The organism is Kocuria turfanensis, from assembly GCF_001580365.1.
In the GTDB taxonomy this organism is placed as follows: Bacteria; Actinomycetota; Actinomycetes; order Actinomycetales; family Micrococcaceae; genus Kocuria; species Kocuria turfanensis.
In genome coordinates, this window is the sequence record NZ_CP014480.1 from 3,424,318 (window position 1) to 3,449,944 (window position 25,627).

At 74.8% G+C, this 25,627-nt stretch carries 18 protein-coding genes; 6 read left to right on the plus strand and 12 right to left on the minus strand.

Going from position 1 to position 25,627, the window contains the following annotated elements; genetic code table 11:
- Positions 1 to 101: 101 nt before the first annotated feature.
- On the minus strand, positions 102 to 998 hold the full coding sequence (locus AYX06_RS15710; RefSeq protein ID WP_186815675.1) for a DUF559 domain-containing protein: 897 nt from the start codon (positions 996 to 998) through the stop codon (positions 102 to 104).
- 368 nt (positions 999 to 1,366) lie between these two features.
- Here AYX06_RS15710 and rsmA point away from each other — a divergent pair, with 368 nt between their 5' ends.
- Entirely contained in the window at positions 1,367 to 2,269 is a 903-nt protein-coding gene (rsmA, locus tag AYX06_RS15715) for a 16S rRNA (adenine(1518)-N(6)/adenine(1519)-N(6))-dimethyltransferase RsmA (RefSeq protein ID WP_062736567.1), read from the plus strand.
- The gene (locus AYX06_RS15720; RefSeq protein WP_062736568.1) at positions 2,266 to 3,213 is read left to right on the plus strand and encodes a 4-(cytidine 5'-diphospho)-2-C-methyl-D-erythritol kinase; all 948 of its coding nucleotides are present in this window, start codon (positions 2,266 to 2,268) and stop codon (positions 3,211 to 3,213) included. The genes rsmA and AYX06_RS15720 overlap by 4 nt, the downstream gene beginning before the upstream one ends.
- A gap of 392 nt (positions 3,214 to 3,605) precedes the next feature.
- Here AYX06_RS15720 and AYX06_RS20270 read toward each other — a convergent pair whose 3' ends face one another.
- The 8 genes from AYX06_RS20270 to AYX06_RS15765 all read right to left on the minus strand — a co-directional run bounded on the left by AYX06_RS20270 (position 3,606) and on the right by AYX06_RS15765 (position 13,929).
- The gene (locus AYX06_RS20270) at positions 3,606 to 3,866 is read right to left on the minus strand and encodes a hypothetical protein (protein WP_198161404.1); all 261 of its coding nucleotides are present in this window, start codon (positions 3,864 to 3,866) and stop codon (positions 3,606 to 3,608) included.
- Positions 3,791 to 4,918: a GumC domain-containing protein gene (locus AYX06_RS19405; protein WP_084271666.1), complete on the minus strand. Its 1,128-nt coding sequence runs from the start codon at positions 4,916 to 4,918 to the stop codon at positions 3,791 to 3,793. Before AYX06_RS19405 ends, AYX06_RS20270 begins: the two co-directional genes overlap by 76 nt.
- Before the next feature lie 167 nt (positions 4,919 to 5,085).
- Positions 5,086 to 6,612, minus strand: a complete 1,527-nt coding sequence (locus tag AYX06_RS15740) for a lipopolysaccharide biosynthesis protein (protein WP_062736572.1) — start codon at positions 6,610 to 6,612, stop codon at positions 5,086 to 5,088.
- The gene (locus tag AYX06_RS15745; protein WP_062736573.1) at positions 6,609 to 7,883 is read right to left on the minus strand and encodes an O-antigen ligase family protein; all 1,275 of its coding nucleotides are present in this window, start codon (positions 7,881 to 7,883) and stop codon (positions 6,609 to 6,611) included. The genes AYX06_RS15740 and AYX06_RS15745 overlap by 4 nt, the downstream gene beginning before the upstream one ends.
- A 7-nt stretch (positions 7,884 to 7,890) precedes the next feature.
- Positions 7,891 to 8,856 carry a glycosyltransferase family 2 protein gene (locus AYX06_RS15750; RefSeq protein ID WP_062736574.1) on the minus strand — a complete coding sequence of 322 codons (966 nt, stop codon included), beginning with the start codon at positions 8,854 to 8,856 and terminating at the stop codon, positions 7,891 to 7,893.
- On the minus strand, positions 8,846 to 9,655 hold the full coding sequence (locus AYX06_RS15755) for a CDP-alcohol phosphatidyltransferase family protein (protein ID WP_062736575.1): 810 nt from the start codon (positions 9,653 to 9,655) through the stop codon (positions 8,846 to 8,848). The genes AYX06_RS15750 and AYX06_RS15755 overlap by 11 nt, the downstream gene beginning before the upstream one ends.
- Entirely contained in the window at positions 9,655 to 13,182 is a 3,528-nt protein-coding gene (locus tag AYX06_RS20785; RefSeq protein ID WP_062736576.1) for a fibrinogen-like YCDxxxxGGGW domain-containing protein, read from the minus strand. The genes AYX06_RS15755 and AYX06_RS20785 overlap by 1 nt, the downstream gene beginning before the upstream one ends.
- A gap of 33 nt (positions 13,183 to 13,215) precedes the next feature.
- The gene (locus AYX06_RS15765; protein ID WP_147017743.1) at positions 13,216 to 13,929 is read right to left on the minus strand and encodes a hypothetical protein; all 714 of its coding nucleotides are present in this window, start codon (positions 13,927 to 13,929) and stop codon (positions 13,216 to 13,218) included.
- 396 nt (positions 13,930 to 14,325) lie between these two features.
- Here AYX06_RS15765 and AYX06_RS15770 point away from each other — a divergent pair, with 396 nt between their 5' ends.
- Together AYX06_RS15770 and AYX06_RS15775 are read left to right on the plus strand one after the other, a co-directional pair.
- Positions 14,326 to 15,432, plus strand: coding sequence for an acyltransferase family protein (locus AYX06_RS15770; RefSeq protein WP_062736578.1), 1,107 nt, complete (start codon positions 14,326 to 14,328; stop codon positions 15,430 to 15,432).
- Positions 15,433 to 15,594: 162 nt separating this feature from the next.
- Positions 15,595 to 16,041 (plus strand): adenylyltransferase/cytidyltransferase family protein, encoded by a 447-nt coding sequence (locus AYX06_RS15775; RefSeq protein WP_062736579.1) that lies wholly within the window; start codon positions 15,595 to 15,597, stop codon positions 16,039 to 16,041.
- Between the two features lie 49 nt (positions 16,042 to 16,090).
- Here AYX06_RS15775 and AYX06_RS15780 read toward each other — a convergent pair whose 3' ends face one another.
- Positions 16,091 to 17,827: a bactofilin family protein gene (locus AYX06_RS15780; RefSeq protein ID WP_062736580.1), complete on the minus strand. Its 1,737-nt coding sequence runs from the start codon at positions 17,825 to 17,827 to the stop codon at positions 16,091 to 16,093.
- Between the two features lie 192 nt (positions 17,828 to 18,019).
- Between AYX06_RS15780 and AYX06_RS15785 the strand changes: the two genes are divergently transcribed.
- Together AYX06_RS15785 and AYX06_RS15790 are read left to right on the plus strand one after the other, a co-directional pair.
- Positions 18,020 to 19,270, plus strand: a complete 1,251-nt coding sequence (locus AYX06_RS15785; protein WP_147017741.1) for a ScyD/ScyE family protein — start codon at positions 18,020 to 18,022, stop codon at positions 19,268 to 19,270.
- Between the two features lie 131 nt (positions 19,271 to 19,401).
- Positions 19,402 to 22,173, plus strand: a complete 2,772-nt coding sequence (locus tag AYX06_RS15790; RefSeq protein WP_062736582.1) for a cation-translocating P-type ATPase — start codon at positions 19,402 to 19,404, stop codon at positions 22,171 to 22,173.
- Positions 22,174 to 22,350: 177 nt separating this feature from the next.
- Here AYX06_RS15790 and AYX06_RS15795 read toward each other — a convergent pair whose 3' ends face one another.
- The gene (locus AYX06_RS15795) at positions 22,351 to 23,562 is read right to left on the minus strand and encodes a phosphotransferase (protein ID WP_062736583.1); all 1,212 of its coding nucleotides are present in this window, start codon (positions 23,560 to 23,562) and stop codon (positions 22,351 to 22,353) included.
- A gap of 4 nt (positions 23,563 to 23,566) precedes the next feature.
- Positions 23,567 to 25,414 (minus strand): ABC-F family ATP-binding cassette domain-containing protein, encoded by a 1,848-nt coding sequence (locus tag AYX06_RS15800; RefSeq protein WP_062736584.1) that lies wholly within the window; start codon positions 25,412 to 25,414, stop codon positions 23,567 to 23,569.
- Positions 25,415 to 25,627 lie beyond the last annotated feature (213 nt).

Genomic DNA, 25,627 nt, shown 5'->3' on the forward strand with positions numbered 1-25,627 from the left:
ATGTCCCCATGAATGTTCGTGGGGAAACGGGAGCGCCCTGGGGACTCGGCGGGGTGTGGGGGTCACGGCGGCGGACACACCGCGGGCTGGGGGGACGGGGGTCAGTGGGCGGCGGCCGTGCGGCGCAGGGCCGCCTCGATCCGGGCGAGGGTGGCAGCAGGAGCGCGCACGACGTCGTGCCACCCCACCCGGATGACGGTCCAGCCCAGCTCCTGGATCTCGATCTCGCGCCTCCGCTCGTTGCGGATCACCGTGGCGGCGAAGTCTGTGTACTTCATCTCGCCGTCGAACTCGAGCACCAGCCGGTGCTCGGGCCACGCGAAGTCGGCCCGGTAGGAGCCCGTCCGGCCCACGATCACCCACTGCAGCTCCGGCGCAGGCAGGACCGACTCCGCCAGCAGGAGCCGGGTGAGGGTCTCGCCGACCGACTCGGCGCGGGTGTCCATGGCGTCCAGCACGCGCCGTGCTCTGCGCACGCCCCGCCGACCCACCCACTCCGACAGGCGGTTCTCCAGCCGGACCCGGGTGAGACCGAAGCGGTGCGCCTGGTCCGCCAGGACCACGGCGTCGGTGAAGGGCAGCAGCCGGGCACAGTCCAGCAGTGTCCGCTCGCCCGATGTGGTCCGCAACCCGTCGACGGTGACGATGTCTGATTCCGGCAGCGGCTCCTGGTGTCTGACGACGCCGGCGTATCCGTTGTGGGTCCCTTGTCCCGGACGGGTGAGCGTGTGCACGCGTGCCGGGACACGTCGGAGGGCGAGACCGTGCACCACGGCGGCCGAGGCCAGGCAGAACACCGGCGGCGCGGTAGCGGCTCGGCTGAGCGCCCGGAGGCGGAGCAGCGACTGTTCCTCGGGCTTGAGCATCCGGTAGGCGTCCGCCGCCGCGAAGTAGCCGGGGTGGACCCGGTAGAGCTCTCCGACGCGCAGACGACGCCGGATCTCGTGGCCGCTGAGGCCGGTGTCGTGCAATTGGGTCAGGCTCATCAGCTCGGTCATGCCATGTTGATAGGCCGTACGGAACCCCTGGTGGCTCGGCATCACCGCGACGGGGAAAAAGCAAGTGGAACGGCCGGACAACACTGCCATGGGGAGTGAAGATGGCATCCCTGCGAGCCCCAGCCGCCCCCTCGCCGAGCAACCGCCGAGCCCTGCCATACCCACGTCGTCCTCCCGCCGAGTCCCCAATGCAGTGGCATTCCCCCACGCCGATTACTGGGGACACGGAGCAACAGTGGGAGCTCGGCGGCTTCCGTGGCTGGGGTGTGGGGACTCGGCGGGGGAGGGGGCGAGGGGCCCAGGCCGGCGGCGGGGGCGGGGCGGCGGCGGGGGCGGGGCGGGGGCGGGGCGGCCGATACGATGTCCCGGTGACAGAATCCACCCCGTCAGGACCCGCCGCCCGCCCCCTGCTCGGGCCCGCGGAGATCCGCGCGCTCGCGGAGCAGCTGGGCATCCGGCCGACCAAGACGCTCGGGCAGAACTTCGTGATCGACCCCAACACGATCCGGCGGATCATCGCCGCCGCACGGCTGGGCGAGCACGAGACGGTGCTGGAGGTGGGACCGGGCCTGGGCTCGCTCACCCTCGGGCTGCTTGACGCCGCGGAGCACGTGGTGGCCGTGGAGATCGACCCCCCGCTGGCCGCGCAGCTGCCCCTGACCGTGGAGCGCTTCCGGCCGGAGCTGGCCGATCGGCTGCACGTGCTCGAACAGGACGCCCTGCGCGTCCTGGAGCTCCCGGCCGAGCCCACCGCCCTGGTGGCGAACCTGCCCTACAACGTGGCCGTCCCGGTGCTGCTGCACCTGCTGGCCCGGTTCCCCTCGATCCGGCACGGGCTGGTCATGGTGCAGGAGGAGGTGGCGGACCGGCTCGCCGCGCCGCCGGGGTCCAAGGTCTACGGGGTGCCGTCGGTCAAGGCCGCCTGGTACGCCGAGGTCACGAAGGCGGGGACGATCGGCAAGAACGTGTTCTGGCCGGCCCCCCAGATCGCCTCCGGGCTGGTGCGCTTCGTGCGCCGCGAGCAGCCGGTGGCGGAGGTGGACCGGGAGCTGGTCTTCGCCGCCGTGGACGCGGCGTTCGCCCAGCGGCGCAAGACCCTGCGCGCCGCCCTCGCCGGCTGGGCCGGCTCCGCCGCGGCGGCCGGGGAGCTGCTCGAGGCCGCCGGGATCGACCCGGGGCAGCGCGGCGAGAAGCTGGACGTGACCGCCTTCGCCCGGATCGCCCAGGCCGGGGCCGCCGCCGGGCTCACCGCTGGAGCACGCGGCGCATGAGCACGATGATGCTCGCGGAGCGGGCCCAGGCCCCCGGCAAGGTCAACCTCTTCTTCGCCGCCGGCCCGCCGCGCCCGGACGGCTACCACGACGTGGCCAGCCTGTACTGCGCGGTCGGCACGACCGAGACCGTGACCGCCACGCTCACCGCGGGAACCGGGATCGCCGTGGGCGTCGCCGCGGTCCCGGGCTCGCTCGTGGCCCAGCAGATCGCCCGCGGCAGCTTCCGCCTCGACGCGGTCCCCACCGACGACTCCAACCTGGTAGTCCGCGCCGCCCGCGCCGTGCTCGAGCACCTGCCCGCGCTGCCCGGCGGGCTCCACCTGCAGATCGACAAGGCCGTGCCCGTGGCCGGCGGCATGGGCGGGGGATCCGCCGACGCCGCCGCCGCGCTCGTCGCCGTGAACCGTCTCGCCGCCCGCGCCGGCGGCGTCCCCGGGCTCGACGACGACGCCCTGCTGCGGCTCGCGGCCGGTCTCGGCGCGGACGTGCCCTTCGCCCTCACGGGCGGCGCCGCGGTGGGCACCGGCACGGGCGCCCGGCTGCGGCCCGCGGCGGTCGGTGCGCCCCTGCACCTGGTGCTGGTGGCCGCCGAGGCGGGGCTGTCCACGCCGGCCGTCTACGCCGAGCTGGACCGGCTGCGCGCGCTCGAGGACGTGCCGGCGCCCGGGCTGCCGGAGGGGCTCGAGGACGCCCTGGCGGCCGGGACCCCGGAGGAGCTGGCCCCGCTGCTGGCCAACGACCTCCAACCCGCCGCCCTCTCCCTGGCCCCGCAGCTGGCGCCGGTCCTGGCCGCGGGCGCTGCGGCTGGTGCCCTGGCCAGCTTCGTGTCCGGCTCCGGGCCCACCGTGGCCCACCTGATGGCGGACGCGGACGCGGCCGAGGGCCTGGCCGCACGGCTCCGGGGCCAGGGAGCGCCCGCTCTGGCGGTGCGGGCTCCCTGACCCCCGGCGATCTTCACGTTCCGTTGCGGGGCCGGCCGGTGGCGGACACGGACCCGGCCGCAAAGCTCGGGGAGCTAGGAGCGCCCGCTCTGGCGGTGTGGGCTCCCTGACCCTCGGCGATCTTCGCATCCCGTTGCGGGGCCGGCCGATGGCGGTCACGGACCCGGCGGCACGGCTCGGGGCGAGGTAGTGCCCGCTCCGGGGGTGCGGGCCCCCCGGCCCGGGTGAGCGTCGCATCCCGTGGCGGGCGCAGCTGATGGGGACCCGGACCCGGCGGCACGGCTCAGGGGCCAGGGAGCGCCCGCTCTCGCGGTGCGGTCTCCCTGGCCCCTGGCTTCCGGCCGCCGGCGCCGGATGCCGGCCTCCCGGGTCCGGGTGGCGCCGGCGGACGCTCAGCGGTGCTGCGGCAGGGCCTCCTGGGCCGGCGCCGGGGCGACGGCGGGACGGGCCTGGCGCTGCACCACGTACGCAGGGACCACCGCGGCGCCGCGGCCGCTGAGCCGCTCGAAGCGCTCGCGGAACCGGCGCAGCCGGCCCCGGGGCTCCACGGCCAGGACCACGCCGTCGACCCTGTCGGTCAGGGCGGCCAGCTGCGCGGCACCGGTCCGCGGCGGGACCGTGGCCACGTACAGCGAGGGCGTGGCGCTGTCCATGTCCAGCCAGCCGGCAGCCAGCGGGCCCACGGGCTCGGCGAGCGTGTCGACGTCGACGACCTCCACGGTGCCGCCCCACGAGGAGACCACCGCGTCCAGGGCCTGCACGACCACCGCGGACTGGCCGGGCAGCGGCGAGTGGACCGCGATCCGGGAGCCCGGCCGCGGCACGGCGCGGTCCTCGTCCTGGGAGAGGCGGCGCAGCAGCTCGAGGGCACCGTCCTCGTCGTCCTCGGAGCGCAGCACCACGACGGCCGAGCCGGTCGCGTCGGCGAGCCTGTCGGGGCACCGAGCACCAGGCCGCCGACGAGGCCGCCGGCGATGAACAGCAGCAGTCCGGCGGAGGAGGGCGCCTGCGGCGGCGTCGCCTCGCTGATCACCCGGCCCGGCGTCGGGGCGATGAGGGCCAGGGCAGTGCGCTGCTCGCGCAGCTGCCGCAGGCTGGAGGAGTCCTCGTCGGTCCGCTCGAGCCCGGCGATGGACTCGTCGATGCGCTTGAGCGTGTCGTCGGCGGTGGTCTGCACGTCCTCGCCGCGGTCGGCGAGGTAGGCGTCGGCCAGGGCGTTGGCCCGCTCGGCGGCCAGGTTCGGGTCCTGGGCGTCCACGGTCACCCGGAGCACCTGGGTGTCGTCCGGGGCGGTGGTCGAGAGGCTCTCGAGCAGCTCCTCGGCCAGCACGGGGTCGGCCTCCTCGAGGGGGACGTCCTGGAGCAGGGCCGCGGCCCGCAGCGTGATCCGCTGCGAGGCCATCGTGGCCATCTCCGTCTGCATCTCGACCTCCTCGAAGCCGGCGTCCCCGGTGAGAGGGTTCACCGCGCTCGGGGTGACGGTCATGGAGGCGGTCGCCTGGTAGGTCGGCGGCCACAGCAGACCCGCCACCAGGGCGGCGGCGAGCACGAGCAGCCAGGTGCTGAGGATCGTGGGCCACCGGCGCAGGACGCGGCGCCAGGCCGGCGTCGGGTCCGCCGGCTCCGGTCGGCGCGGCCGGGGCCGGGCGGTGTCGTACTGGGTGCGGCGCCGCTCGGCGCCGACGGCGTTGATGGTGTCACTCATGTGGTTCCCCCCTGGTGGATCGCGGGTCGGCTCGGCAGGAGCGGTCGTGGCCGGCCTCCGCCCCCCGGCGGATCGCCGACCCCGGCCTCGGGATGCGCTGCCGGGCCCAGCCCGGCCGGCGGCGTCCTGATCCGATGTCGATCGATTTGAATGTTACAGATGCAAACTCAGCGGGACCACAGCAGCGGCCGGGAGCTCCGTGGTCTCTTCGGGCCACACGCGGCGGCCTCCGTCCCCCGGACGGCCGACCGCTGCCGGAGCACGAGCACCGCCGCGGCGACGGCCACGAGCACGCCGGTGAGCCCGAGGTGGACGAGCAGCCCGGTGGTGCCCGGACCGAGGGCGGCGCGCACGAGGAGCCCGCTCCCGCCGCTGAGCACCGCGGCGGCCGCGGCGATCGCGCCCACCACGGGCCAGCGCGGCGAGATGCCCAGCAGGCGCACGCACTGGAACAGGGCCAGCCCGGTGTCGGTGAGCACCGACGCCGCCCACGCCGTGGCCGCGCCCACGAGCCCCCACTGCGGGATCAGCCACAGGTTGAGCGCCACGGCCACGGCCAGCGCGGTGGACTTGTTCATCAGCTGCCACCGGCTGCGCCCGGCCATCAGCAGCAGCGACTGCACCCCGCCGGCCGAGACGGCCAGCAGCATCGCGGCGGCGATGACGAGCATCGCGGGGTAGCCGGACGCGAAGCCGTCGCCGAAGAACGCGAGCACCCCGGGCCCGAACAGCAGCAGGGTCAGGTAGAAGGGCCAGGCCCCGGCCACGAGCACGGCCGTGGTGCGGGTGAACACGGAGCGGGCGGTGGCGAGGTCGTCGACGGCCAGGGCGGCGCTGATGGACGGTCCCGTGACGATGCGCGCCGTGTGGTCGAGCATGGCCCCGACCCTGATGCACCGGTTGACCACGCCGTAGACGCCCGCCGCGGCGGGGCCCAGGAACGCGGCCACGAGCAGCACGTCGAGCCACTCCAGCAGCGCCTCGACCACCGCGGTGACCCCGCGGGCGGAGGAGAAGGACCAGAACGCCCGCCGCTGCGTGCCGGTGTCCGGCGGGGGAGCGGCCCCCGGCTCGTCGCGCAGGTCCCGGACGATCCGGTGCAGCAGCACGAGGGCGAGCACGCAGACCACGGCGACCGGCACCGTCCACGCCGCCGTCAGCGCGAGCAGCCCGCCGCCGGCGACGACGACGCCGAGGACGCCGAGCACCCGCAGCGACGGCAGCACCACGTTCTGCAAGAACGAGAAGGTCGGCACGCGGTGCAGCCCGCGCAGGGCGCCGAAGGCGAGGTTGAGCACGGCCCCCAGCACCAGGAAGGGCGCCGCCAGCAGCACCGCCGGCCCGACCCCGTCGGGCAGGGCCCCCGGGGCGAGGGCGAGCACGGCCGCCGTGGCGGCCACCCCGGCGGCGAGCACGAGCACCGGCCGGCCGGCGATCCGCAGCACCGCGGGCACCGCCGCGCCCTGTCCCCGGGCGGTGAGGGCGGGCACCGACCGGACCAGCCCGGTGTCGGCGCCGAAGGTGGACAGGGTCGTGGCGATCGCCAGCACGGCGACCACCTGGAAGAACTGACCGGCCGCCGCCGCCCCGGAGGCGTTGGAGACCACCAGCGTGGCGGCGAAGGCCAGCCCCGCCCCGGTGACCACGAACGCGAAGGTCAGGGTGCCCGAGCGCGCCAGCCGCTGCGGGGTCACAGCCCCTCCCCGTGGTGCCGGGAGCGCAGCAGCACGGCCAGGCTCAGGCTGATCAGGATGAACTGCACCGCGTCGAGGCCGTAGTAGGTGAAGAACAGGCACGCGGCCACGGGGGCGGAGTGCACGAGCAGCCCGGTCGTGGTGCGCACCCGCAGGGTCGCCAGCGTGGTCCCGTGCAGATAGGCCACGAACAGGCCCAGGCCCACGAACCCGTAGCAGAACATCAGGGTCCACACGTAGCCCTGGGTGCCCATCTCGATGCCCACGGTCTCGTCGTAGAGCGGGGCCCCGTAGCCCAGCAGCGGGGAGTCCAGGGTGGCCAAGAAGGTGTCCCGGTAGAGGTCGGAGCGCGTGCCCGTGCTGTCGCTGTACTCCTGCCGGCCCAGGATCCGCTCCACGGCGCCGCTGGCCACGAGCCACGCCCCCACGGCGGCCACGGCGGCGGTCCCGGCCAGCGCCACCCCGATCCGGCCCCGCAGGACCATCCGGACCATCACGTAGCCGAGGGCCACCGCGATGCCGAGGAACATGCCGCGGTTGGTCGTGGCCACGGCCGGGGCGAGCGAGGCCAGCAGCCCGGCGACGACCAGCAGGTGCCGGGCGCGGAACCGGACGGTGGTGAGGTAGGCGAGCACCAGGGGCGTGAGCAGCACGAACCCGGAGCCCCACCCGTTGGTGTACGGGAACGGGGCGGCCGGCCGGTTGTAGGGCTCCGGGGCGCCCCAGGGCAGCTGGACCTCCGCCAGGGGCGGGAAGAAGTAGTTCTGCACGAGCGCGTTGGAGGTGATGCCCTCCGGCAGCAGCAGGCCGATCGGGGTGGTCAGCCGCGCCTCGGGGATCACGAAGGTCAGCAGGCCGAACCCCACGAGCGTGGCCCACGCGACCACGGCGGCGCGCAGGAACCGCCGGGAGTCCAGGGTCTCCCGGGCGTTCCAGTAGTAGACGACGTAGACCAGCGCGGCGAAGATGTTCACCCAGCGCAGCGCGAACCCCATCCAGGAGCCGAACCCCTCGATCTGCACCGAGCTGGCGGCCATCCAGAGCAGGAACACGCCGAGCACCCACGCCGGCCACGGGACCGTGACGCCGCGGCGGAGCACGAGCAGGAACAGCATGACCACCGCGAGCAGGGCCGGAGCGAACTGCAGCGCCCCGGAGGCCCAGATCAGCGGCAGACCCCAGAACAGCGCCAGCAGCGGCCAGGCGGGCAGGGCGCCGGTGGTGCGGCGGACCGGGGCCGGCCGCACCACCGCGGAGGTCGACAGCGCCACGGCCGGCTCACACTCCCCGGCCGAAGAAGGACACCGCGTTCTGCAGCCGCTCGGCGCTGACCGCGCCCGTGGCCACGGCCAGGGCGCCCCACGCCCGCAGCTGCCCGCGGTCCCGGCCCAGCGCGGCCCGCGCCCACCGCACCGCCGCCCGGCGGTCGCCGCGGGCGGCGTGGGCGAAGGCCACCTGCCCGGCCATCAGCGCCGTGCCCCGGGCCGAGGTCTCGAACTCGGGGAACTTGCGCAGCATGTAGGTCAGCGCGTCGGCCATGTCCCCCCACTGCTGGCGGAAGAAGGAGGGCCGGTCCCAGCGCACGGTCAGCACGGTCTCGGGCACGGAGTGCACCGGGGCGTGCCGGGCCAGGCGCAGCAGCAGGTCGTAGTCCTCGCCGTAGGAGGAGGGCAGGTCCTCGTCGACCAGGCCCACGGGCCCGTACAGGTCGGCGCGGCGGCAGATCAGCGCGGAGGGGTGGATCTCCATCATCCGGTCGGCCAGCAGCTCCTCGAAGGTGGCCACGGCCTGCGGGACGCGCCGGATGGTGCGCTCGTGGGAGACGATGTGGATCGCCCCGGCGATCGCCGAGGCCTCCGGATGCCGATTCCAGTGCGCGACCTGGCGGGTGAGCTTGCGCGGGGCCCAGACGTCGTCGTCGTCGCAGAAGGCGATGATCTCCCCGGTGGCGGCGTGGATGCCGGTGTTGCGGGCGCCCACCAGTCCCGGGCTGCGGGTGTTGGGCACGGTGCGCAGGTCCACCCCGGCCGGCACGGCGACGTCCGCCAGGGGGTCCACCTCCACGCGGTCGAAGACGACGACGACCTGCAGCGGGCCGGCGTAGTCCTGCTCGACGATCGCGCGGACCGCCTCGCGCAGCATCTGCGGCCGCCCGGCGGTGGCGATCAGGACGGACACGGACGGGGTCTCGGAGCGGAACCCGGCGGCGGTGGTCGTGGCCGGGGCGAGGACGTCAGCGGACATGGGAGGTGCTCCTGTCGGTCGGGTGGACGCCGGCGGCGTCCGGGGTGGTGGCGGCAGGCCGGGCAGTCAGACCCAGGTACTTGCGCCGCATGGACACCGCGCTGATCGCCGCGAGGGCGCTCAGCAGGATCGCGTAGGCGGGCAGGAAGAGCGCGGGGATCCCCCAGAGGAGGAAGATCCAGCAGGTGACCCCCGCGTCGGTGGGCAGGTTGAGGAAGGAGCGCAGCGCCCCGCCGGCCGGCGGGCCGGCCAGGCCGCCCGTGCGCCGCAGCTGCTCGGCGAGGATCTGGCTCATGAACTGGCCGACCTCCACGAGCACGAACAGGGCCGCGAGGACCGCCACCGCGGCGGCCGGGAACGCCTCGGGCCGCGGGTGCAGCAGGGCGGCGGCCGCCACGGCCAGGTGGATCGCCGGGGTGCGGATCGCGTCGACCACGTGGTCCAGCCACTCCCCGGCCGGCGAGCCGGTCCCGGTGAGCCGGGCCACCTGCCCGTCGGCGGAGTCCAGCACGTACCCGGCGGCGAGCAGGACGGCGACGACGACGCCGGTGGCCGCCGCCGGCGGGGCCGCCACGAGCACGGCCAGCCCCGCCGCGGAGAGCACCGCGCTGAGGGCGGTCACCCCGTTGGGGGTCAGGCCGGCCGCGGCGGCCCGGGCGGCGGCGTAGCGGGCCAGCGGCCGGTTGACCCACCGGGTGTAGGCCGGGACCCCCTGGCCGGGCTTCTGCGCCGCGCGCAGCCCGGCCAGGGCCTCCGGGTAGCTCGGGCGGCGCCGCGGGACGCCGGTCGCCGGGCTCATCACGCGTCCTTCGGCTGGGGCTTGAGCTCCAGGTCGAACGTGGCGTCGGTGGTGTTCGTCCAGTTGGAGTGCACCTCCGCGGCGATCACGTTCTTTCCGGTCCGCAGCGCCGACGCGGGGATCGTCACCACGACCGGGTCGGCCACCGCGGTGGCGGTCCGGCGCGGGGCCAGGGCGTAGGTGCCCGACGTGAGCGTGCCCTCGGGGAGGTTGGAGCGGGTCACCTCCTTGCCGTTGACGTAGACCGCCACCGCGTCGTCGGCGCGGGTGGTGAGCGTCAGGTCCCCGAGCGTCGAGGCGTCGGCCACGTCCACCGTCCGGCGGTAGTAGGTGGTCAGCGGACGGGTGCCGTCGGCCACCAGCGTGGTCTTCACCGAGGCGTCGTTCCAGCCGAGCACGGCCGAGCCCTGCTTCCAGGCGGTGTCGTCGAAGGCCGTGCCGGCCCAGTCGTCGGCCGGCGGGTTCGCCCGGTCGTGGTGGTAGCGCCAGGACGAGCCCGCGGCCACCAGGGCGCCCGCGGCGGCCGGCTCCTCGGCCGGGGGGTCCTCCGGGGCGGGAGGCTCCTCGGCCGGGGGCTCCGGCTGCGTGCCGGCGGTGACCACCGCGGAGAGGTCGAACGTGGCGTCGGTGGTGCTCGTCCAGTTGGAGTGCACCTCGGCGGAGATCACGTTCTTGCCGGTCCGCAGCGCCGACCCGGGGACCTCGACCACGACCGGGTCGGCCACCGCGGTGGCGGTCCGGCGCGGGGCCAGGGCATAGGTGCCCGACGTGAGCGTGCCCTCGGGGAGGTTGGAGCGGGCCACCTCCTTGCCGTTGACGTAGATCGCCACGGCGTCGTCGGCGCGGGTGGTGAGCGTCAGCTTGGCCACCTTGGAGGCGTCGGCCACGTCCACGGTCTTGCGGTAGTAGGTGGTCAGCGGGCGGGTGCCGTCGGCCACCAGCGTGGTCTTCACCGAGGCGTCGCCCCAGCCCAGCACGGCCGAGCCCTGCTTCCAGGCGGTGTCGACGAACGCGGTGCCGGCCCAGTCCGCGGCGGGCGGGTTGGCCCGGTCGTGGTGGTACTTCCACGTGGCGCCCTCGGCGATCAGGGTGCTGGTGCCCGGCTCCGGCTGCGGCTCGGGCTGCGGCTCGGGCGCCGGTGCGGTGCCGGCCAGGGCCACCGGGGTGGAGGCGGAGACGTTGCCGGCCGCGTCGGCCGCGCGCACCGCGTAGCGGGCGCCGTCCACGTGGGCGACCTTGAAGCTCGTGCCCGTGGCGGTGCCGATGGGCCGGTCGTTGCGCAGCACCTGGTAGCTCACCCCGGACTCGGGGGCAGCCGTCCAGGTGAGGGCGTCGGAGCTCCCGTCGAGGCCCACCTTCAGGCCCGACGGCGCGGCCGGGGCCTTGGCGTCGCGCGGGGCGAAGCGGAGGAAGCCGCCGGACCACTGCGCGGCGCCGGAGGTGGAGACGCTGCGGTTGATGTCGCCGCCGGTCCACAGGACGCCGTTGCTGTCCATCAGCGCGGCCCAGATGCCCCAGCCGCCGAAGCCCTTGATCTCGGGGTTGAAGCCGGGCTGGTACCGCCCGCTCTGGGCGTCCCAGGCACCGATGGCGTTGATCCGGTCCGCGACGATCTTCGGCTGGGTGGCCACGTTGGCCTTGATCCACTTGGTGGCGCCGGCGTTGTACCAGTTGAAGCAGTGGCACGCGCCGTAGACGGTGTCGTCGGTCGAGGTGATCGCCTGGATGTCGCCGCCCTGGGAGGTGATGCCTTCGGAGGTGCGCTGGAACGTGGAGCGGTCGTAGCCGAACATCGAGTGCTCGGCGCCGCCGGCCCACACGGTCGAGCCCTGCTCCCGCACGGCGAGCTGGAATCCGGCCTGACCCGGGTTGGCGTAGTCGACGGGGATGGACGGCTCCCAGGTCCAGGGGTCCAGCGCCGCGCCGGCGGTGGTGCGCACCGCGGCGAGCCGGAACGCGGAGGCGCTGCGGGACTGGTTGAAGTAGCCGGCCGCGTAGAGCCGGTCGCCCTTCGGGGAGGCGTCCACGCTGGTCACCGTGCCGTTGAACTCGGGGTTCCAGGAGGCGTCCGGGGTGCGGGTGGAGATCTTCACGCGGGCGCCGGCGCGGGCGTAGACCCGGCCCGTCTCCTGGCCGCCGCTGAGGTGGGTGAAGGCCCCGCCCAGGTACAGCCAGTCGCCCTGCACGTCGAGGGTGCGCACCTGCAGGACGCCGCCGGTCAGCAGGTTCTCCACCTTGAGGTTCCAGGCGGTGTCCACCTTGCCGGTCGTGGCGTCGAGCACCACGAAGCCGGGCGCGCTCACGCCGTTGACGGTGCTGAAGCGCCCGCCCACGGCCAGCCGGTTGTTCGGCAGCTCCGCGAGCGCCTTGACCTGGCCGTTGAAGACGGGACGGAAGTCGGTGCGCAGCTCACCGGTGTTGACGTCGAAGGCCGCGAGGTAGGACTGCGCCACGCGCCCGGTGCCGGCCGCGTTGCGCTGCATGGCCTTGAAGTTGCCGCCGGTGAAGACGGAGTTCCCGATCTGCTCGAGGGCCTGCACCTCCGTGTTCATCTCCTCGCCCTGACCGTCGGCGCGCTCCACGGCGCCCCACTTGGTGGGCTCGGCGCCGCTGTTGGGCAGGGCCCGCTGGGCGATCGCGGCGGTGCCGGCGTCCGGGATGGCCTTGCCGGTGAAGGCCTGCTGGGTGACCTTGGGCCGCAGGTAGACCTGGGTGAAGGGCATGGCGCCCTTCCCGCCCGTGGCGGGCGACCAGAGGTAGGTGGTCGAGGTGTTGCTGCCGACCACCTCGTCGCCGTAGCGGAAGCCGCGCTGCCAGCTGGTCTCGGCCACGTCAGCGAAGCGCAGGCGGGCCGTGCCGGTGGTGCCGATGTCGTTCGTGGTGCCGCCGGTCCCGGAGGCCACGCCCGTGCCGTACCGGAACGACCAGGAGGTCACCGGGGTGCGGGAGCCGAAGGTCCAGTTCCAGTAGGGCTTGGCCGAGACCTTGACGCGTCCCTCCTGCCAGGTGGTGCCCGCGGCGTCGCGGGCGCGGCGCAGCCGGATGCCGTCGTCCAGGGAGTCGGGGCGCTGGCCGTTGAGCAGGTCGTCGACCGTCTCGGAGGACAGCTGCTTGGGCGCGAAGGCCGCGGTGCCGGTGACCGTGGAGGAGACGTCCTTGGGCGTGCCCACGCCCTGGTAGTACTCCTTCCAGTCGTTGCGGCCGCGGCCCACCAGCACCCAGCCGCCGCCGTCGGTCACCTGGTCGCAGTAGAACTGCTCGGGGGCGGTCATGGCCGGGGTGACCAGCCAGTAGACGCCGGAGGCGGACTTCGGGTCCTTCTGCTTGATCTCCCAGCAGGAGGCGGCGGCCGTGGCCGCGGACTTCCCGTCCACCGGCGGCGTGTCGGCGGCGCCCACCGGCGCGAAGGTCAGCAGGGTCGCGGCGACGGCCATCACGGTGCCGATGCTCAGGGTCGCCCGGGTGCGGGCCGTGCGCGCCCGGCGCCGGCCCGAGTCCGCCCGGGACGAGGTGTTCGTGTTTCCCATGGTGTGGTTCCTCAACAGGTTCGTTCGGACGGATCAGCAGGTCGGGTCGTCGGGGAAGCCGTGCTGGACGACTTGCCAGGACTCGCCCGGTTGGCGGAAGAGGTCGTAGTTGTGCAGGGCCTTCCGGCCCTTCTGCTCGCCGCTGACGACCACGCCGTCACGGTCCACGACGCTGACCCCGGAGGAGTCCAGGCAGACCGTCACGCGCACGGCCTCGCCCTCGTCCGTGGGCAGCGGGGCGGAGACGGGCTCGCCGACGACGACGGGCGTCCCGCGCTGCTCCCAGCCCTGGTGCTCGAACTCGGCCAGGGACGCCAGGATCTCCTGCAGCGCGGCGCCGGCGGCGGACTCCTCGGCCGCCGCGACGGCGGCCGGGTCCAGCTCGGCGGGTTCCTCCCCGGCGTCCAGCTCGGCGGAGGACTGCGGATTGCCCGGGTCCTCCGCGGCCGGCTCCTCCGACGGCACGAAGGCCTCCTGGACCTCGAGCGCCGCCTCGATCTGCTCGACCTCGGGCGCGTCGGCGGCCACGGCGGCGGCCGAGGGCAGGTCCTTGGCGCGGACCTCCTGCGGCGTCTCCAGCTCCACCACGGACCGGGCCTGCAGGCTCTCGGCCGCCGGGTCGCCGGTGGCGCCGGCGGCGCCGCAGCCGGTCATGAGCCCGGCGAGCAGCAGCCCGCCCAGCACCCGGTGCGCGGTACGGACAGTGGGACCTCGAGTGCTCGATGCGCACGACAGGTCAAGGATCATGTCAGCTCCCCCCAGATCTGAACTGACGGCGCCGATGGCCGGCGCCGCGGTGATCCGCCGCGGTCGGTGGTCGAACGACCTCCGCGGCGCCCCGGACGACCCCCCGTCCGGATTCATTGGATCGCATGGAGTCTAACCCCGGGGTTAACGATCGGGAACGCGATGCGATGTCCCCTTTTGTGACCCGTGTTTTCAGATGCAAACGCGGGTTTCTCCGCAGTAGGGTGAGGCGATCACGGAGTTCCCCGTTGCGAACGGGGAGCTCCGGACGCAGGACGGGACGGCCGGCGCTCGGGGGAGCGCGGCGTCCGGCGAACGCAGGGGGACGCAGTGGCGGGGGAGACGGCAGCATCGGCAACGGCAGGGGCACGACGGCGCCCGAGGGCGCAGCTGCCCGTGCGGCAGTTCGCGCACCTGGACGCGATGCGGGCCGCCGCGGTGATGCTCGTGGTGCTCGCCCACGCGGGGCTGGAGCTGGTCCCGGGCGGCAGCGGGGTGACGATCTTCTTCGTCATCTCCGGCTTCATCATCACGCACCTGGTGCTCAAGGAGCACCGGCGCACCGGCGGGTTCGCCATCGGCGGGTTCTACCGCCGGCGGGCGCTGAAGCTGGTGCCGCCGCTGCTGGTCGCCCTCGTGCTGCCCACCGCGCTGTACGCGTGGCTGGTGCGCCCGGTGAACCTCGGCGACGTGCTGGGCCAGGTCTTCTTCTTCTTCAACTGGCGCTACGTCGACTCGCAGGTGGACGTGCTGCCCGGCTCGATCGTGGTGTGGAGCCTGTCCATCGAGGAGCAGTTCTACGTGGCCTTCGCGCTGGTCTGGCTGCTGCTGGTGGGCACTCGCCGCCCGGCCGCCGCCCTGGCGGTGCTGGCCGGCACGGCCGCGGTCGCCTCGGCCGCGGCGCGCGTGGTGCTGCACCTGGGCGGGGCGAGCGAGGACCGGATCTACTTCGGCACCGACACCCGGCTGGAGGCCATCGCGATCGGCGTGCTGGCCGCGCTCTGGTACGCCCGGACCACGCGGGAGGGCGCCGGCGCCCCGGCGTGGTGGGGTCGGGACCGGGTGCTGGTGGCGGCTCTGCTGCTCTACCTGGGCTCGGTGCTGATCCGGGACGAGCTGTTCCGGGAGACCCTGCGCTACTCGATCCAGGCGGTCGCCGCCTGTCTGGTGGTGCTGTGGGGCCTGCACGGGCCCACCGGTGCGCTGGGGACCCGGGCGCTGGCGGTGATGCGGTGGCGGTGGATCCAGCTGCTGGGCCTGGCCAGCTACAGCATCTACCTGCTGCACCTGGGCGCCCAGCACCTGCTCACGGCGCTGGTCGGGGAGCTGCCGGGCCCGGGCGGGGTCGTGGTCCACGTGCTGGTCGGCACGGGCGCCGGCATCGCCTGCTGGTGGTTCGTGGAGGAGCCCGTGGCCCGCTGGCAGCACCGCCGCCGTACGCGTGCGGCCGCACCGCCCGCCACCGTGTCCGCGGAACAGGCCGTGAACCAGCCCGCAGGCTGAACCGGCGCGGTCCGGGCGGGCACCGGACGGCACACAGATTTCAGGCCGCGCACCCCGAGGGTGCGCGGCGGACAGTCCGACAGGGACTTCCGGCGGGGGCCGGGCGGTCCATCGGGCCGGGGCGCGAGACGTCCCGGCTGGCTACGAGGGGGAGTGAGCACCATGAGCACCAAGCAGTCCGCACCGCGCGTGGGATACGCGGCCGGGGCGTTCGACCTGTTCCACGTGGGACACCTGAACATCCTGCGCCAGGCGAAGCAGCACTGCGACCACCTGATCGCCGGGGTGGTCTCCGACGACCTGATCGAGATAACCAAGGGCCACCGCCCGGTGGTCTCCCTGCGGGAGCGGATGGAGATCGTCGAGCACATCCGCTACGTGGACCAGGTCCACGCCGAGATCCTGCTGGACAAGCTGGACACGTGGCGGGAGCTGCGCTTCGACGTGTTCTTCAAGGGCGACGACTGGCGCGGCACCCCGAAGGGGTACCGGCTCGAGCGGGAGTTCGCGGCGGTCGGGGTGGAGGTCGTGTACTTCCCGTACACGGTGCACACGTCCTCCACGAAGCTGCGCGCCGCCCTGGAGGTCCTCTCGCTGCCGGTCGCCTGACCGCTCGGCGCCGGATCGCTCGGCGCCGGATCGCTCGGCGCCGGATCGCTCAGCGCCGGGCGTCGGGGTCGGCGCCCGGACCGGGCTCGGGTCCGCGCTCGCCGGCCGCCCACGGCGGCCGGGCGGTCGTCGAGCCCCCGCGCGGGGCGGACGCCTCCGGAGCCGTTCCCGGATCCGGTGCCGCGTCCGGCCGCCGCCCCGCGGAGGCGTCAGGGTCCGGACGCGGGGGAGCGCCCGGTGGCGCACCGGCCCGCCGATCCGGCGCCCCGGTCTGCGGGTACGCGGGTCCGGCCGGGAAGGGCTGCTCGCCGCTCTGCGGGTACGCCCCGACTCCGGCCGGTGCGTAGGGGCCAGGACCGACCTGGGCGTAGGGGCCGGGGCCGGCCTGCGGATACGCGCCGGGGCCGGCGCCCGGTCCGGCGGCCCCGCCCGGCGGCGTCGCCATCGTCTGCCCGCGCCGGTGCGCCCGGCGGCGGCGCACGACGTCCCAGAGCCACACCGCCAGGGCCCCGACGCCGAACAGTGCCACGAGCAGGGCCACCACCGGGCCGAGGTAGGGCACCGCCCGCAGCAGCACGTAGATCAGCAGGCCCAGCGCCAGGGCGCCCACGCGCTTGCCGAAGCGCGCCGGGGCGGGGTCCCGGAGCAGGAGGCCGCCGCCGGTGAGGGCGACTATGACCGGGGCCAGCAGGGCGACGGCCAGGATCAGGCCGAGCACCAGCACGGCGTGGAGCACCACGCCGGTGGCCACGACCGCGGCCGCCAGCCCGCCGAGGGTCAGCAGGCCCAGCCCGATGCCCAGCAGGATCGCGACGACCAGGAGCGCCAGCGCCGCCACCGCGGTGCCGGCGATCGCGAGCACGCCCCACCCGAGGCTCAGGAGGGGACGGGTCCGCAGCACGGAGGCCGCCCCGGTCACGGTCCGCGGGATGAGCCACAGCGCCAGCAGCCCCGCCAGCAGCAGCGTGACGAACAGGCGCAGGCCGGACAGCAGCACATCCAGCGGCCCGGTAGGACCGGCCGGCTCGGCCTCGTCCACGACGACCCGCTCGTAGGAGATCTCCCCGGCGACCTCGGCGCCCGGGGCGATCGAGGCCTCGGCGCCGGAGCGGTACGAGAGGTCCCCGGCCACGCGGGCCTCGTCGGTGAGCGTCAGGCCGCCGTTCACCGACGGCACGGGCACCTGGGTGGCCGGCGCCCAGGCGGCCCCGACGTCGTCCGGGCTGCCGACGTCGGCCTGCACGTTCCCGCCGATCGCACCGGCCAGGGCCAGTCCGGCGGCGCCGGCGGTCACGTCCCCGTCGATGCTGCCCGCCAGCAGAGCCTGGTACGCGCCCAGGAGCACGTCCCCGCCGACCTCGGTGCCGGGGCGGGTCTGCAGGCTGAAGCCGGCCGCGACGAGGTCCCCGGTCACCCGCGCCTCGTCCCCGAAGGAGAGCGCCTGGCCGGCGACCCGGGCGTCGTCGCCCACCGTGCCCTCGACCACCACGGTCTGGGCCGCGGCCAGGAGGTCGCCCTCCACCGTGCCGTTGATCGTCACCCGGCCCGCGGCCACCACGAGGTCACCGCGCACCGTGCCGTCCACGACGACCTCGCCGGCGGTCGCGTACAGGTCGTCGTCGACGACCTCGCCCTCGGCCACCCGCACGGTCTCGTCGTTGCGGATCTCGGCGGCTCCGCCGGCCGGGGCGGCGAGCAGCAGCCCGGTGAGCGCGAGGGCCAGAGCGAGCGCCAGCCGCAGCAGGAGTGTGGTCGGGAAGGTGCGGGGCGGCGGTGAGAGCTCCATGCTGTCGAGTGCACGTCGGGGCTCGGGAGCGTGTCAAGGATGCGGCCGCTCGTGACGCGTCCCCGCCGTCTACCTGCAGGTAGGTCAAGAGCCGGTCACGGTTGGCGCCGTTCCGGGCCGATCCGTGCGCATCGGTCCTAGCCTGGGCCTGTCGCACGGCCGGCGTGCGGCAACTCCGACCGGGGGTGGGTCATGAAGAGACTGGGTGCAGGAGCGGTCACGGCGGCGGTGGTGCTGGCGGGTGCGGTGCCGGTGGCGACCGCGCACGACGGCGACCGGCCGCCGGGGCCGCGGGTCGTCACGGAGGGCCTGGACAACCCGCGGCAGCTGAACTGGGACCAGGAGGGGGACTCCCTGGTCGTGGCCGAGGCCGGCCGCGGCGGGGAGCAGTGCACGGAGGCCGGGTGCGTCGGCGCCACCGGGGCGGTCACCCTGGTGGAGGACCCGCACCGGTGGACGCCCACGGTCTCGACCGTGGCCGACGGGTTCTTCTCGTCGGCCGCCCCGGACGGGTCCTTCGCCGTGGGCGCCAACGGGGCGGACGCCACGGACGTGGCCGGCCAGTACCTCGTGGCCGGCTACGACCCGGACCGGCCGCCCATGCGCAACGGCGCGATGCTCGTGGCCGGCACCGAGGACGGACAGGAGTACCTCCTCCCGTACGCGGACCTGCAGGCCGCGGAGGAGCAGCTCAACCCGGACGGGGCGCAGATCGAGTCGAACCCGTACGCGGTCCTGTTCGTGGACGAGGACAGCGGGGTCTCGCCGGACGGCTACGCGCTCGTGGCCGACGCCGCCGCGAACGCGGTTTGGAAGGTCGAGCCGGACTTCTCCACCGCCACGGAGGGCGCCCCGCCCGAGTACGAGATCACCGTGTGGGCCACCTGGCCGACCACGGTCCTGCCGGACGGCACGGACGACCCGGCGGGGCCGGCCGAGTTCGTGCCCACGTCCCTGGCCACGGACGAGGACGGCAATGTCTACGTGGGCGGCCTCGGGTCGGAGCGCCCGGGAGAGGCCTCGGTCGTGCAGTTCTCCGCGGACGGGGCCGAGCTCGAACGGTGGGACGGCTTCACCGCCGTCACCGGCGTGGCGGTGGACGGCGGCCACCTGTACGTCTCGCAGCTGTTCGGCCCCACGCCGCCGCTGCCGCCAGGGGAGACCCCGGCGGAGGAGGCGCCGCCCACCCCGGGGCAGGTTCCCGGTCAGGTGGTCGTGCTGCACCGCCACCACGAGGACCCGGTGCGCTGGGCGATCGACGTCCCGCTGCCGGCCGGGCTGGCGGCCGACGGCCGCGGCAGCGTCTACGCCGCGGTGAACAGCGTGGCCCCGGCCGAGGGCATCGCGGCCGGCGCGCAGAACCCCTTCGGCGCCGTCGGCGGCGGCGCGGTCTGGGAGCTGGACTTCTCCGACACCTACCGGCTGGACGCCGCGGGGGAGTAGCCCGGACCCCGGCGGGACGGCACGGGAGCAGCGACGACGGCGGTGGCGCGGGCCGGTCCGGCCACCGCCGCCGGTCCGTGCGGCCGGCCCCGGCGATAGTCTGAGGACGTCACCGAGCGGACGGGGTTGCCGTGGATTCTCCCTGGTACACGATTCCTGCCGTCGCTGTCGCCGGGGCGCTGGGGGTGGACCCCGCCGTCGGGCTGTCCGGCGCACAGGTCACCGAACGGTCGGCGCGGCACGGCCCCAACGTCCTGGCGGAGGCGGCCGGCACGCCGTTCTGGCGGAAGGTGCTGCGGCTGCTCTCCGACCGGATGACGATCGTGCTGATCCTCGCGGCGATCGTCTCGGCCGTGGTCTCCCGGGAGTGGAAGACACCCGTGGTGATCCTGGTCGTGGTGGTGTTCAACACGGTGCTCAACTACGTCCAGGAGGCGCGGGCGGAGAACTCCCTGGCGGCGCTGCGGAAGATGTCGGTGGCGAGCTCCCGGGTCCGCCGTGACGGGCGGGTCCGGATGGTCGACCGGGCGGAGCTGGTGCCCGGCGACGTCGTGCTGCTCGAGGCCGGCGACGCCGTGCCCGCGGACGGGAGGGTGGTGGAGGCCTTCCAGCTGCAGCTGGCCGAGGCGGTCCTGACGGGGGAGTCCGAGCCGGTGGACAAGGATCCCGCGCCCGTCGTCGACCCGGACACGTCCCTGGGGGACCGCACCGGCATGGTGTTCATGAACACCGAGGTCACCCGGGGACGCGGCACCGTGGTGGTCACCGACACGGGCATGGGCACCCAGATGGGTGCGATCGCCCAGCAGCTGGCGGGGGCCGGGGACGCCCGCACCCCGCTGCAGCGCCGCATCGACCGGCTCGCCCGGCTGCTGACCGTCATCGCCTTCGTGGTGGTCGCCGTCGTCTTCGTGCTCGGGCTGCTGCGCGGGGAGTCCGTCGCCGGGCTGCTGCTGACGGCCGTGTCCCTGGCGGTGGCCACCATCCCGGAGGGGCTCACCGCTGTCGTCGCCTTCACCCTGGCCATGGGCGCCAACCGGCTGGCCCACCGCGGGGCGATCATCAAGCAGCTCTCCGCCGTGGAGACGCTGGGCTCCACCAGCCACATCGCCACCGACAAGACCGGCACCCTCACGCTCAACGAGATGACGGTCCGGCGCCTCCTGGTCGACAACCACTCCTTCCGCGTCACCGGTCAGGGGTACTCCACGGAGGGGCGCATCCTCAGCGCCGACGACACGTCGGCCGGCGCCTACCCGGACGCCTACGTGGCCATGGCGCTGTGCAACGACGCCGTCGTGCGCGACGGGCAGCTGGTGGGGGACCCCACCGACGGGGCCCTGGTGGTGCTGGCGGAGAAGGGCGGGCTCGACGTCGAGGGGGCCCGCCGGGCCCATCCGCGCCTGACGGAGGTGCCGTTCGACTCCAGCTACACGTTCCAGGCCACCTTCCACGAGCAGACGTTCCGTGTCGGCGACACCGCGGACGCGGACTACCGCGTCTTCGTCAAGGGCGCCCCGGGGACCGTGCTGGCACGCGCCGACTCCGTGCTCGGCGCGGACGGTCCCCGGCGGCTCACGGACGAGGACTGCGCGCGGCTGCACGCCTCCGTCGAGGAGCTGGCCGGTGAGGGCCTGCGCACCCTGATGGTCGCCGGCCGCCGCCTGGACGACGGCGTCCCCGGCGCCACCCCCCTGCCCCGGGACGGGGACGCCCTGCGGGAACTCGCCACCGGACTGACCCTGTACTGCCTCGTGGGCATCACCGACCCACCCCGCCCGGAGGCCGCCGAGGCCATCGCGGTGGCCCAGGGCGCCGGCATCGCCGTGCACATGATCACCGGTGACCACCTCCGGACCGCCTCCGCCATCGCCCGGGCCCTCGCCATCCCGGGGGAGGCCGCCTCGGGCGCGGAGCTCGACGAGCTCGACGACACCGCGCTGCGTGCCCGGGCCCCCGGCTACGGGGTGCTGGCCAGGGTCACCCCCGAGCACAAGATCCGCTTCGTCAAGGCACTGCAGGAGCGCGGCGAGGTGGTGGCGATGACCGGTGACGGCGTCAACGACGCCCCCGCCCTGAAGCAGGCCGACATCGGGGTGGCGATGGGCATCACGGGCACCGACGTGTCCAAGGGCGCGGCGCGGATGATCCTCACCGACGACAACTTCGCCACCATCGTCGCCGCCGTCCGGGAGGGGCGGGGCATCTACGACAACATCGTCAGGTTCGTCCGCTTCCAGCTGTCCACGTCCTGGGGCTTCGTGCTGCTGTTCCTCATCTGCGGAGTGCTCGGCATCGCCGGCGGCGCGCCGTTCACCGCCCTGCAGATCCTGTGGGTGAACATCATCATGGACGGTCCGCCCGCCCTGGCCCTGGGGGTGGAACCGGCCGATCCTGTCGTGATGCACCGCCCGCCCCGCCCGGCCCGCGAGCCGCTGCTGACCCGCTCCCGGGTGGAACGCATCCTGGTCGCGGCGGCGGTGATGACCGCCGGCACCCTGGCGGTGCTGCTGCTCGCGCCCGCCTGGTTCCCCGGCATCACCGCCGCGGGCACCACGACCCTGGCGTTCACCGCCTTCGTGTTCTTCCAGGTGTTCAACCTGCTCAACGTCCGCTCCGACACCCGCTCGGTGTTCAGCGCCCGCACCTTCACCAACGGAGCCATCTGGGTGGCACTGACCGCCGTGGTCGTGCTGCAGATCGCCGTGGTGCACGCCCCCGTCCTGCAGGACCTGTTCGGCACCACCGGGCTGACCGGCGCCCAGTGGCTCACCGCCGTGGCCATCGGATCGCTGATCCTGTGGCCCGAGGAGCTGCGCAAGCTGCTGGCTGCCGCACCCCGCCCGGCAGCCTCCGCACCCCCGGGGCGAGGGCCGCGCGCGAGGACGGCGACGTCCCGGTGAGCCGGCCGGGCAGGGGGCCGGTCCCAGGGCCCGGGCGCACGGGCGCCGGCCGTGCCCGGCCACGTGCCCGGGCCCGTGTCCGTGGCCGTGCCTGTGCCCGGGCTCGTGCCCGGGCTCGTGGCCGGGATCGCCGGAGCCGACGCCGGTGCCGACGCCGCGGTCCGTGCCGTTCCGGGGTCAGGCGACCGCCGCGAGGAAGCGCTCGGCGATCTCCAACCGCCGGCGGGCCCGGTCCGGCGGGCCGCCCGAGCGCCGGGCGCCGGCGACCAGGGACAGCGCCACCCCGGCGCAGCGCACCCGCAGCGCGGCGGGGTCCACCACGTCGTCGAAGCCGGCCAGCAGCCGCTCGGCGGTGGCCGGCGCGTGCCCGTAGCGGTCGCTGACCGTGGGCAGCACGGCCACGTGGGCGACCAGGCAGGCGAGGTCGTCCACCCGGTGGCCCGGTCCCACGGAGTCGACGTCGAGCAGCCCCGTCAGCGGCCCGAACCGCCCGCGCCCGGCGGGGCCCACCAGCAGGTTGGCCTCGTAGAGGTCCCCGTGCACCGGCACCGGCGGACCCGGGTCGGTGGCCCGGCGGGCGTCCTCGACCGCGGCGGCCAGCCGCTCGGCCCGCTGCCGCTCCTCGGGCAGCGCGACGGCGGCCGCGTGCCCGTAGTCCAGCACCCGGTCGGTCCAGCTGGGCCGCCGCGGCAGCTCCGCGGCCGCGGCGGGCAGGGCCTCGAGCAGCGCCAGGACGTGCTCGGGGCGCAGCGCGGCGGCGCCGTCGTCCCGCACCGCGCCCGCCAGGGGCGCCCCGGGCAGCTCGTGGAGCACCACCACCTCCTGCACCGGCTCGCCCGCCGGCGCCGGCACGGGCAGCCCGGCGTCGAGCAGCATCCGCAGCCGGCCGTGCAGGGCCGCGGCCCGGCCGCGCCGCAGCACCTTGAGGTAGCGGACCCCGGCGTCGTGGGTGGCCCGCTGCACCGCGCGGCGGGTCGGCCGGTAGGAGACCGCGGTGAGCTCGGCCGCCACGGCGGAGTCGAAGGCCGTGCGCCCCACCGCCTCCGGCGAGGTCGCCCACGGCAGGCCGGGCAGCCAGGGATCGTGCGGATGCCGCCACGCGGTCAGGGCCAGGCCCTCGTGCTCGACCAGCAGCGGGCCCCCGGCGTGCCCGACGGCCTCCCGCGGAGGGGCGGTGGTGCTCACGCAGACCACCTCGGCGACCCGCCGCCGCCCGTCCAGGGCCGCGACGTCGAAGATCGCGCTCGCGCCCACCCCGGGGCGGTGGTGGACCCGCCGCAGCGTCCACCGGTCGGCGTCCAGCCCGGCCGGGCGCAGCACCTGCTCCAGGACCGGACCCATCCGGGGGCCGGTCAGCAGCGCCACGGCCTCCCGCCCGGGGTCGGCCACCGGTCTAGGCCAGGTCCTCGGACAGCTCGAGCCAGCGCAGCTCGAGCTCCTCGATCTCGTCCTGGACCGCGGTCAGCCGGGCGGTGATCCCGGCCAGGCCGGTGTAGTCGGACTGGTCGTGGGCGGCCATCTCGGCGTGGATGGTGTCGACCTTCGCGGTGAGCTTCTCCAGCTTCCGCTCGATCGCGCTCACCTCCTTCTGCGCGCTGCGGGCCTGGGCGCCGGAGAGCTTCGGCGCGCCCTGCGCCGTCGTGCCCTTGGACCCGTTCGAGGAGGCCCCCGTGGCCGCCAGCGGGTTCGAGGCGTTCGCCGAGCCGGCGGCCGTGCCGGTGCGCGACTGGGCGGCGAGCTCCAGGTACTGCTCCACGCCGCGGGGCAGGTGCCGGAACCGGCCGTCGATCACGGCGTACTGCTGGTCGGTGACCCGCTCCAGGAGGTAGCGGTCGTGGGAGACCACCAGCAGGGTGCCCGGCCAGGTGTCGAGCAGGTCCTCCATGGCCGCGAGCATGTCGGTGTCCAGGTCGTTGGACGGCTCGTCGAGGATCAGCACGTTGGGCTCGTCCAGCAGGATCAGCAGCAGCTGCAGCCGCCGCTTCTGCCCGCCCGAGAGGTCCTTGACGGGGGTGGCCAGCTGCTCGTTGGTGAAGCCCAGCCGCTCCAGCAGCTGGCCCGGGGTCATCTCCTTGCCGTCGGTGAGGTAGGTGGTGCGCTTGGACGCGACCACGTCCGAGACCCGGTCCTCGGCCACCTCCTCCAGCTCGGACAGCTGCTGGGTCAGCGTGGCGATCCGCACGGTCTTCCCGCGCTTGACCCGCCCGCTCGTGGGCTGCACGTCCCCGGTGACCAGGCCCAGCAGCGTGGACTTGCCCGCGCCGTTGACGCCCAGGATGCCGGTGCGCTCGCCGGGGGCGATCAGCCAGGTGACGTCCCGGAGCACCTCGCGCGGGCCGTCGTCCTCGGTGGGGTAGGAGACGGAGACCTTCTCCAGGTCCACCACGTCCTTGCCCAGCCGGGAGACGGCCAGCTGGGACAGGGCCACGGTGTCGCGCGGCGGCGGGACGTCGTTGATGAGCTGGTTGGCGGCCTCGATGCGGAACTTGGGCTTCGCGGTGCGCGCGGGGGCGCCGCGGCGCAGCCAGGCGAGCTCCTTCTTCATGAGGTTCTGCCGCTTGGCCTCTACGGTGGCGGCCTGCCGGTCCCGCTCCACCCGCTGGAGGACGTAGGCCGCGTAGCCGCCCTCGAAGGGCTCGACCATCCGGTCGTGCACCTCCCAGGTGTCGGTGCACACGGCGTCCAGGAACCAGCGGTCGTGGGTGACCACGGCCATGCCGCCCTGGTTCCTGGGCCAGCGGTTGTTGAGGTGGCGGGCCAGCCAGGTGATGCCGTCCACGTCCAGGTGGTTGGTGGGCTCGTCCAGGAAGATCACGTCCCAGTCCCCGGCCAGCAGCGCCGCGAGCGCCACGCGGCGCTTCTGCCCGCCGGAGAGCTCCCCGATCCGGGCGTCCCAGTCCAGGTCCTTGACCAGGCCGGCGATCACGTCCCGGACCTTCGCGTCCCCGGCCCACTCGTGCTCCTCGCGGTCCCCGACGACGGCGTGCCCCACGGTCAGCTCCGGGTCCAGCACGTCGGCCTGGTCGAGCATGCCCACCCGCACCCCGGAGCGCACGGTGACGCGGCCCCCGTCCGGCTTCAGCCGCCCGGCGAGCAGCTTCATCAGCGTGGACTTGCCGTCGCCGTTGCGGCCCACGATGCCGATCCGGTCGCCCTCGTCGATGCCGAGGCTGACGGAGTCGAAGACCGTCTTGGTGGGGAATTCGAGGTGCAGGTTCTCGCCGCCGAGTAGATGTGCCACCCGTCAAGGGTACTCGCGCGCCCCACCCGCTCGGCCGGTCCCCCTTTTCCTGCGGCGCCTTCTTCCGCCGAGTCCCCCATGTGCTCGCAGTTCCCCCCGATGGATCGGGGGGAACTGCGAGCACATGGGGGACTCGGCGCAGAGATGGGGGACTCGGCGCAGAGACGGGGGACTCGGCGGAGGGGCAGGGGAAGGGGAGGGAGCGTCCGGGGT